Genomic DNA, 10,369 nt, shown 5'->3' with positions numbered 1-10,369 from the left:
GCCTCTCATTCAAATGATGACTTACTCTGGAAAGTGCTGATACACGTTACCTTTGTTGTGTCGGGTGTACTGTTTGCATTTACTGATTACTTAAATAGTAAAACAATTAGCCATTAAAAAATGCTAAAAAAACCCGAGCAGTGCTCGGGTTTTTTATAATAATGTAAATATTAACTGCAGTGGGCGTAATAACAACCAAATGGCTCAACTGTCAGTGTTTCATTATCAAGCTTTGCGTTGTGATGAGAAAGGTCGTTATGTTCATTTTCAACACTTGCATTAATAGTAAGTTTTGCTTGTGAAGCACTCAAATTGAATACACACAACATTTTTTCATCGTTTAGAGTACGGTAAAACGCTAAGATTGGCTCTTCGGTTTGTAAAAACTCAATATCACCTTCAAGTAATACCGGCTGGTTTTTACGCCATGCCATAAATTCACGGTACGCATTTAATATTGAGTTTGAATCATTCTCTTGTTCAGCAACTGCTTGCAGCCTATGTTGTTGATCAACAGGTAACCACGGTTTTACTTCACTAAAGCCCGCATTGTGAGCATTTGCATGTGAGCTATCAAGGTTTTCCCAAGGCATTGGGGTACGACAACCATCACGGCCTTTAAAGTTTGGCCAAAACGTAATGCCGTATGGGTCTTGTAAATCTTCAAACGCAACGCTTGCTTCACCGAGCCCGAGCTCTTCACCTTGGTACATACACACGCTACCACGTAACGAGGCCAATAGGGCGGTTAACATCTTACATTGCGCAGGGTTTACTTCACCCGTTTCGCTCCAACGACTTGCAACGCGCTCTACGTCATGGTTACTAAATGCCCAGCAAGGCCAGCCTTCAGTCATACGTTGTTCAAGTGTAGTAACGGTGTTTCTTATATATTCACTCGAGTAGTCATCAGTTAGTAGCTCAAAGCTGTAACCCATGTGCAGTTTATCGCCGCCTTGGGTGTATTCTGCCATGGTGGCTAATGAATCTTCAGATGAAATTTCACCCAGTGACACGGTTCCTGGGTATTTATTGAGCAAGGTGCGAATATCACGCATAAACTCAATATTTTCAGGCTGCGTATTATTGTAGTAGTGATACTGAAAAGCATACGGATTGTCTTCACTAAAACCACGGCCCTGACGCTTTTCTTTTGGTTTTGCAGGATTATCACGAAGCTGTGCGTCATGGTAACAAAAGTTAATTGCATCTAACCTAAAACCATCAACGCCTTTTTTAAGCCAAAACTCAACATTGTCTAGTACAGCTTGGCGAACATCAGGGTTATGAAAGTTAAGATCAGGCTGTTCCGTGAAAAAGTTATGTAAGTAGTATTGTCCACGACGCGGCTCCCATTGCCATGCACCGCCACCAAAAATAGACAACCAGTTGTTTGGTGCTGTTCCGTCTTCTTTAGCATCAGCCCACACATACCAATCAGCTTTATCGTTGGTTAAATCTTCACGGCTATCAATAAACCATTGGTGTTGATCTGAGGTGTGACTAAGCACTTGGTCTATAATAATTTTAATATCGCGTTGATGTGCTTGCGCAATGAGCTCATCAAAATCATCTAAGTTACCAAAAAGCGGGTCGATATCGCGATAGTCGCTAATATCATAACCAAAATCTTTCATAGGTGATTTAAAGAAAGGTGAGATCCAGATAGCATCCACCCCTAAGCTTTTAATGTAATCAATGCGATTAATTATCCCTTTTAAGTCACCAATGCCATCGTTGTTGCTATCTTGAAAGCTACGCGGATAAACCTGATAAATAACCGCACCTTTATACCATTGCTTTTGGGCCATGCCTTTCTCCGTTTTCACACTGTCTTTGTGTTGTTCTTTTTTAGAGGTGTTAATCCTCGTTTATTTGAAAAAGCATACTTGAAGCCCGTCATACTGTAAAAAGTCTGCATACGTATGCACCGTTTTAAGGCCATTAAAAGAGGTTAAATCAATCGCTTATTTCATCGATTTTAACGCCGGTTTATTGAATATCCCTTTACCAATTTGGTTTGTTAAATTGTTAATTTATTGTTTGCGTTATTTAGGTGCTTAAAAATAAGGGGGTGCACTAAATTGGTGATTATTAATATTGGTCTTACCAATTGTACATAAATAAATGTTCTCCATAATAATAAATTAGAAAATAAAATAGCGTCGTGTCACTTTATTTATGTTTAATGACACACTTATTTTATCAAAAAATAAATAATGACTATCATTAAAGCTATAAATGCTAATTGCACTAAAATAACTCATAATAAAACAGTCACTTATAAAATAGTGTGTAAATTTAATGTTAACTTAATGCGTGTGGTGTAACTTTGAATACGTATGCATAAAGTTGTTAATAAAATAATACGAGCGTTAATATTCATCCTGACAACAAAATAAGCTCGCAGGCTTAACTATCACTTAAGCAAGTAAGCGGGTATCACATTATGGGTAACGGGAAAACATTATGGCTATGTTCAAACCAAGTATACTAACGCTAGCATTAACTGCTGCCGGACTATCAAGCTTTGCCACCACTGCGGCACAAGAAGAAACAATAAAAAATGATGATGTAGAAATCATCGAAGTAAAAGGTTTTCGCGGTAGTGTTGTTGAATCAATTAATACTAAGCGTTTTTCAACACAGGTGGTTGAGTCAATTTCTGCAGAAGACATTGGTAAACTTCCAGATACATCTATTGCTGAGTCAATTGCACGCTTACCTGGTTTAACAGCCCAGCGTCTTGATGGCCGTGCTAGTCGTGTAAGTGTTCGTGGTTTTAGCGAAAACGAAAGCGCAACCACATTTAATGGTCGTGAGCAAGTATCGATTGGTGACAACCGTGGTGTTGAGTTTGACCTTTACCCATCAGAAATAATGAGCGGCGTAACCGTTTATAAAACACCAAGTGCTAGCATTGAAGCAGAAGGTATTGCCGGTGTAATCGACATGCAAACGGTAAAGCCTTTAAGTAAAGGCGAGCGCGTGATCATGTTTAATGGTCAGTTAGAGCAGTCAGGTTTTGATAAGCTAAACCCTGATGGTGATGATAAAGGCTTTCGTGGCACGGTTTCATACATTGATCAGTTTGCAGATGACACTATAGGTGTTGCATTTGCTTACAACACAATGAGCTCACCAAATCAAGAAAAACGCTGGAATTCTTGGGGATACCCTGAATTCGACGTTGATGGACAGAATTATTCAATCTTAGGCGGCGCTAAACCATTCGTACGTTCATCAACACTTGAACGTGATTCAGCGATGCTAGTAGTGGAAGCTGCACCAAATGATCGTCTAAACATGACGTTTGATGCGTTATATGTAGATTTTAACGATGAAAAAATCTTACGTGGTATTGAAGTACCTTTCGCCTGGGGTCAAGGTAGCATCGACCCGAATAGTGTTACTGTAGATGAACAGTCTGGCTTTATCACCAGTGCAACAACGCAAGGTCAACGCGTTGTAGTTCGCAATGATGTTGAAGAACGTGATGCTGAATTAACGCAATTTGGATTTAATACTAAATATGACATTGACGATTCATGGTCGGTAGAGTTTGATGCGAGCTTATCTGAAGTTGAGCGTAAGGACTGGAGCTTACAAAGTTATTCTGGCACAGGCCGTGGCGATGCAAACGGTATTGCTGACAACATTGGTTACTCACTTGATGGCGGCAATACCGGCGCCAAATTTAGCCACGAGTTAGATTATAGTGATTATGCTTTAATTCAGTTAGGTGGTCCTTTGTCATGGGGAACCAGCTCAGCGCTAAATAATAAGTACGGCTTAAATGATACGGCTTATCAAAACACCGCACAAGATGGCTTTATTAATGCACCTGAAGTTAATGATGAACTACATACTTTAAAACTAGCAGCAAGCAAGCTATTAGAAAACGATTACTTAAGCAAAGTAAGTTTTGGTATGTCATATCGCGACCGCGAGAAGAGTAAAAAGTCTGAAGGGTATTACTTAACATTAAGCGATTTCTCATTAGATAATCCTGGTACGCTTGTCGTTCCAGATCAATATCGCCTCGGAACAGCTAGCTTAGGCTTTATCGGTATGGGGGATATGATTGCCTATGATACCCGTGCACTAGTTGACGATGGATATTATGACTCAATTCAAGAAAGTTTAACGGATATAAAACACACTACGCAGTCGTACACAGTTCAAGAAAAAGTTACGGCGTTTTTTGTTCAAGCTGATATTAATGCTGAAGTAGGTGAACTACCATTAACAGGTAACTTTGGTGTTCGCTATGTTAGAACTGAGCAATCTTCGCAAGGTTTTGCGGCTGTGCCGAATGACGTGACTGGTCTAGTTGACGCCGTTCCTAACAATGTGTCACACGATTATAGTCATGTTTTACCTAGTCTTAATTTATCTTTAGCGCTAGATGAAAATCAAACTGTGCGTTTTGGTGCCGCTAAAACTATCTCACGAGCCCGCCTAGATGAAATGAATGCTTCTGTTAATGCGAGCTACAATTCTGAGCGTCCTGATGAGAATGGCAACTATTGGTCAGTATCTGGTGGTAATCCTACACTTGAACCAAAAGAAGCAACGGGTTTTGATTTTACTTATGAAAACTACTTTAGTGCAGAAGGATACTTCTCAGCGGCTGTATTTTATAAAGACTTAAGCCAATGGATATTTGATGGTGTATACGAAGTTGATATGTCAGGAGTTGCTAACCCTTCAACGGGTGAGATACCAGAGAATAGTACCGGTACTGGATCAGGTAAAGTGAATGGCGGTGGTGGAGATCTTTGGGGCTATGAATTGTCTCTTGCTCTACCGTTTAATATTTTTAGTGATTCATTAGAAGGTTTTGGTTTAATTGCCAGCCATACAGGAATTGAACAAGATATTGAAGATCAAAACGGTAATGAATACGAATTACCTGGTTTGTCGGATAAAATTGAAAGCATAACTTTTTATTATGAAAACTATGGCTTCCAAGCACGTACTAGTATGCGTAAGCGTAGCGACTTTAAAGGTGATATTTACAACGCAGGTTATGAAACTCAGCAAGTGAATATCTTAGGTGAAACAATTTGGGACGTACAAGTTGGTTACGATTTTGGCGAAGCAGGTGTTGAGAGCTTAGATGGCTTAAATGTGACATTCCAAGTACAAAATATCACTGAAGAACCATTTACAACACTAAGTGGTGATAATGCTTTACAAGTGCGTGATTACCAAGATTATGGGCGTAACTTTATTCTTGGATTTAGCTACAAGCTTTAACTGAAATTTAGTTAAGTTATTAGCCCTTGTAATTAGTTTTACAAGGGCTTTTTTATAACTACCTTACCTAAGTTTTATCAAACTTTTTAAATTCTGATTTAAAAAAGTGAGCAATAATATGAAGCCAATAAAACACGTCGTCATTGCAGGCGGTGGTACAGCTGGATGGATAGCCGCTGCACTGTTAAATAAAGTATTAGGTAAAGTAATTAATATTACCCTAATAGAATCAACTCACATTGGCACAGTGGGCGTAGGGGAAGCCACTATACCCCCTATAATGCAGCTAAATAATGCATTGGGTATCAATGAACAACACTTTATAAATGCCACTAACGCGACGATTAAGCTTGGTATTGAGTTTGAAAACTGGAAAAGCTCAGCACACAGTTATATGCATGCGTTTGGCACTTTGGGTAAAAACTTCCCTTTTTGTGACTTTTATAATTTTTGGCTTAAAGGCCAAACGCAAGGGTGCAAAGATGATTTTTGGGATTTTTCATTAAATTATCAGGCTGCGAAAAACAATAAATTTGCTCCACTGAATACCATTTCTAATACGTCGTTGCCAGGATTAAGCTACGCGTATCATTTTGACGCCAGTTTGTATGCTGAGTTTTTAAAGCACTTAGCCACAGAGCGGGGGGTAAAACATCTAGATGCTAAAATTAATGAGGTCATGCAGTGCCCAACCAGTGGCAATATTCAGAGCCTAACCCTTGATGATGGCAGCAGTATCAGTGGCGATTTATTTTTAGATTGTACGGGTCTGCGTGCCTTACTGATTGAGCAAACACTCAATACTGGATATGTAGATTGGTCGCACTACTTACCCTGCGATAGCGCCATTGCAGTACAAACAGCATCAAATGATGAATTAAAACCTTATACACGTTCAATTGCGCACAGTGCCGGTTGGCAGTGGCAAATTCCATTACAGCACAGAATGGGGAATGGCTTAGTATATTGTAGCCGCCATATATCTGATGACGACGCAAAACAATTATTACTCAATAATCTTCCTGCAGAGCCTATTACTGAACCCCGATTAATTAAGTTTAAAACGGGTCGTCGTTTAAAACAGTGGCATAAAAACGTCGTTGCCATTGGCTTATCGAGTGGGTTTTTAGAGCCACTTGAATCAACCAGTATTCACCTAATACAAAGTGCTGTGACGCGTTTAATTAAGTTATTTCCTCGCCATGGGGTTAGTGATGCGTTAGTAACAGAATTTAATAAGCAAAGCATCACCGAAATCGAGCATATTCGTGACTTCATTATTTTGCACTATAAGCTAACTGAGCGGGAAGATACTCCATTTTGGCGTCAATGTAAGCAAATGGAAATTCCGCAATCGTTAGCGCATAAAATGGATTTATTTAAACAAACAGGCAAAGTAGTGCGCGAAAACGACGAGTTATTTGCCGAAGTGGCATGGCAACAAGTCATGATAGGTCAAGGCCTATTACCCGATGATTACGGTGCACTAGCAGATTCATTAACCAATGAGCAATTAGCCGAGTTATTTAGTAATTTAAAAACATTAATAAATTCAACGGTAGAGCAACTGCCAAGTCACACCGTATTTTTAAGTAGTTTAAAACCAAAGTAAGCCCCAAAAAAAGTTTCATGCTGGCAGTTTAATTTTTGGGTTAACAGGGTCTGAATATAGCTGTGAATACGTATGCAGCAACTGTAACCAAACTACAGTTAGCTTTAGTATAAACCAATGACAACACTGAAATAAAAATGACACACACAATGAAAAAAAGATTTTACATACCCTTGCTGCTATTAAGCACATTAGTTGTGCAAGGCTGCAGTGATGATAATGAAAGCACGCAAGCAAAAACGGTTGTAAATAAGACAGAGCCTGTAAAGCCAGTTGTTTATCAAGTGTTTACTCGTTTATTTGGTAATACGCAAACAGCTAATATTCCGTGGGGTACTAAAGAGCAAAATGGCGTGGGTAAGTTTGCTGATTTTAACGATGCTGCGCTTAAAGGTATTAAAGAGTTGGGTACTACGCATGTGTGGTATACCGGCGTTTTACATCATGCCTTAGTGGGTGATTACACCGAATATGGTATTAGTCAGGATGATCCAGATGTGGTTAAAGGGCGTGCAGGCTCGCCCTATGCAATTAAAGATTATTACGATGTAAATCCTGATTTGGCGGTAAATGTAACGAACAGAATCGAAGAGTTTAGCGCGCTTATTGAACGTACCCACGATCATGATATGAAAGTGATAATAGACATTGTGCCCAATCACGTTGCACGTGATTACCACTCAACGGCTAAGCCTAATGGCGTTAAAGACTTTGGTGAACAAGACGATACCAGCAAAGACTATGATGTTAATAATAACTTTTATTATGTACCTGGTGAGTCATTTCAAGTGCCTTCGAGCGACAGTTATCAAGTGCTTGGCGGAAATTCTCATCCCTTAGCTGATGGTAAATTTAATGAAACACCGGCTAAATGGACAGGAAACGGTGCACGCTCTCCACAGCCTGATATAAACGACTGGTACGAAACAGTAAAAGTAAACTACGGCGTTAAACCCGATGGTAGCCTAGATTTTCCAACTTTACCTAAGGCGCTAGAACACCAAGACTACCGCGCTCATTACGCCTTTTGGCAAGATAAAGAGTTACCTAATAGCTGGTATAAATTTAGAAATATTGCGCTTTATTGGTTAGATAAAGGCGTGGATGGCTTTCGCTATGATATGGCTGAAATGGTGCCGGTTGAATTTTGGAGCTTTTTAAATTCATCGATAAAAATGCATAAACCCGATGCGTTTTTACTTGCAGAAGTGTACAACCCATTGATGTACCGAACTTATATTCACCAAGGTAAAATGGATTACTTGTATGACAAAGTAGGCTTTTACGACACCTTAAAAGCCATAATGCAAGGCAAGCAAGCCGCAAGTAGTATTTTTAATGCTCAGCAAAAAGTGGCTGACATAGAGCAACATATGCTGCACTTTTTAGAAAACCATGACGAGCAACGTATCGCAAGTCCTGATTTTGCCGGCGATGCCGCATTGGGCAAGCCAGCAATGCTGGTCTCTCACCTAATCAGTCGCTCGCCAAGCTTGCTTTATTTTGGTCAAGATGTCGGTGAAGATGGCTCAGAAAACGCGGGGTTTGGTAGCCCGACTCGCACCAGTATTTTTGACTATATTGGTGTTCCTGCTCACCAAGCGTGGATGAACAACGGTAAATTTGATGGCGGTCAGTTAACAACTGAACAAGCGCAATTACGCCAATATTACATTTCAATTATGGCACTTAACGATTTACCAGCGATTGTTGCCGGCGATATGGCACCCTTGTTGGTAACAGGCAGTAATAGAGTGGTAGGTTTTGTACGCACCCTAGGACAGCAATCATTATGGGTGCTGAGTAACTTTAGTCAGCAAGCGCAAACAGTCACTATTACGCTCACGCCCAATCAAGCAACAATGCTCAAACCAAACTCAACGCTTTACGATCTATTAGAGTCGCATAACGGTATTTTGGTGAGCGATGAGAAACAAAATACAACCTTTACGCTGACCCTTGATGCACTCAGTAGTGCCGTTTTAACAAATAAGGCTGACCATGAATTATAATAACAAACCAACCTTAAGCTTTTGGCAAATATGGAACATGTGCTTTGGCTTTTTAGGCATTCAATTTGGCTTTGCACTGCAAAACGGTAACGTAAGTCGGATTTTTCAAACCCTTGGGGCGAATGTAGACGATATTCCTATTTTGTGGGTAGCAGCACCACTTACCGGTTTAATTGTACAGCCAATTATTGGTTATTGGAGTGATAAGACGTGGGGCAAATTAGGTCGCCGTCGTCCGTTTTTTTTATACGGCGCTATTTTAACCACATTATCGTTATTTATTATGCCAAACTCACCAACACTTTGGATTGCAGCGGGCATGTTATGGATCATGGATGCATCGATTAACGTCACCATGGAACCATTTCGCGCCCTTGTAGGCGATAACCTACCAAACAAACAGCGTGCTACTGGCTATGCAATGCAAAGCTTTTTTATAGGCGTAGGCGCCGTGGTTGCTTCTGCACTCCCTTGGATGATGACGAACTGGTTTGATATTGCCAACACCGCCGCTGCAGGGCAAATTCCTGATTCAGTAAAGTACTCATTTTACTTTGGTGCAGTTGTATTGCTGGTCGCAGTAGGCTGGACAATTATAACCACCAAAGAATATTCACCTGAAGAATTGGCCGCATTTAATCAACAAGAGCAAGCTAAAGTCGAACAGACGGTTTGTGCACAAATTAACTTTAGTAAAGGCGGCAGTGTATTTACCGTGTTAGGGCTTGCCGTACTTGGTTTAGTCACGGGATTAAACCTAGAAAAAGAGCTGTACCTATTAGCAGCTGGCTTAGTGAGTTTTGGCGTTATTCAATTTATTGCAGCCGCACTACAGGCAAAAAACCACACCAGCGGTGGCTTTTACCAAGTCGTTAACGATGTATTCACCATGCCAGAGGCGATGAAACAACTTGCTTGGGTACAGTTTTTTAGCTGGTTTGCCTTATTTGCCATGTGGATTTACACCACCTCAGCGGTAACCAGTTTTCATTATGGTAGCAGTGACACAAGTTCAGCGGCGTATAACAATGGTGCAGACTGGGTGGGTATTTTATTTGCGGCTTACAACGGTTTTGCTGCATTGGCGGCTTTATGTATCCCGATCATCGTTAAGCGTGTTGGTTTAAAACTAGCGCATGCACTTAACCTTATTTTAGGTGCCTTAGGTTTAGCGAGCTTTATGTTTATAAAAGATCCGAGCTTACTTATTTGGCCAATGATAGGTATTGGTTTTGCGTGGGCGTCTATATTGTCGTTGCCTTACGCCATGTTAAGTACCTCAGTACCGAGTCATAAAATGGGTGTGTATATGGGAATATTTAACTTTTTTATTGTGATCCCACAATTATTAGCCGCCAGTGTACTTGGCCTGATACTCCGTCACTTTTTCCAAAATCAACCTATTTACGCATTGATGCTAGGTGCTGTGTCTTTTGTACTTGCAGCGGTTGCTGTACTGCGTGTTAAACAGTCTTAATTTAAG

The 10,369-nt window shown here is 40.3% G+C and carries 5 protein-coding genes and 1 pseudogene; 5 read left to right on the top strand and 1 reads right to left on the bottom strand.

Annotated features, from left to right (window positions below):
• Positions 1 to 117: pseudogene (locus QL984_RS14725) on the top strand (TIGR00645 family protein); the annotation flags it as partial.
• A 53-nt stretch (positions 118 to 170) separates the two neighbouring features.
• Here QL984_RS14725 and QL984_RS14720 read toward each other — a convergent pair.
• A complete protein-coding gene (locus QL984_RS14720) occupies positions 171 to 1,811 on the bottom strand; it encodes an alpha-glucosidase family protein (RefSeq protein ID WP_033102496.1) in 1,641 nt (546 codons plus the stop codon).
• A 658-nt stretch (positions 1,812 to 2,469) separates the two neighbouring features.
• On the opposite strand from QL984_RS14720, the gene QL984_RS14715 reads away from it, so the two are divergent.
• From QL984_RS14715 to QL984_RS14700, 4 genes are all read left to right on the top strand, one after another.
• Positions 2,470 to 5,262, top strand: a complete 2,793-nt coding sequence (locus QL984_RS14715; RefSeq protein ID WP_016899528.1) for a TonB-dependent receptor — start codon at positions 2,470 to 2,472, stop codon at positions 5,260 to 5,262.
• A 118-nt stretch (positions 5,263 to 5,380) separates the two neighbouring features.
• Entirely contained in the window at positions 5,381 to 6,874 is a 1,494-nt protein-coding gene (locus QL984_RS14710; protein WP_016899527.1) for a tryptophan halogenase family protein, read from the top strand.
• A gap of 149 nt (positions 6,875 to 7,023) precedes the next feature.
• On the top strand, positions 7,024 to 8,886 hold the full coding sequence (locus tag QL984_RS14705) for an alpha-amylase family protein (protein ID WP_029609931.1): 1,863 nt from the start codon (positions 7,024 to 7,026) through the stop codon (positions 8,884 to 8,886).
• Positions 8,876 to 10,363 carry an MFS transporter gene (locus tag QL984_RS14700; protein ID WP_096038407.1) on the top strand — a complete coding sequence of 496 codons (1,488 nt, stop codon included), beginning with the start codon at positions 8,876 to 8,878 and terminating at the stop codon, positions 10,361 to 10,363. The genes QL984_RS14705 and QL984_RS14700 overlap by 11 nt, the downstream gene beginning before the upstream one ends.
• Positions 10,364 to 10,369 lie beyond the last annotated feature (6 nt).

It is taken from the genome of Pseudoalteromonas sp. APC 3495 (assembly GCF_030407645.1).
GTDB classification, from domain to species: domain Bacteria; phylum Pseudomonadota; class Gammaproteobacteria; order Enterobacterales; family Alteromonadaceae; genus Pseudoalteromonas; species Pseudoalteromonas tetraodonis.
The sequence above is the reverse complement of the archived record's forward strand: the minus strand, read 5'-3'. Positions and strand labels throughout refer to the sequence as shown.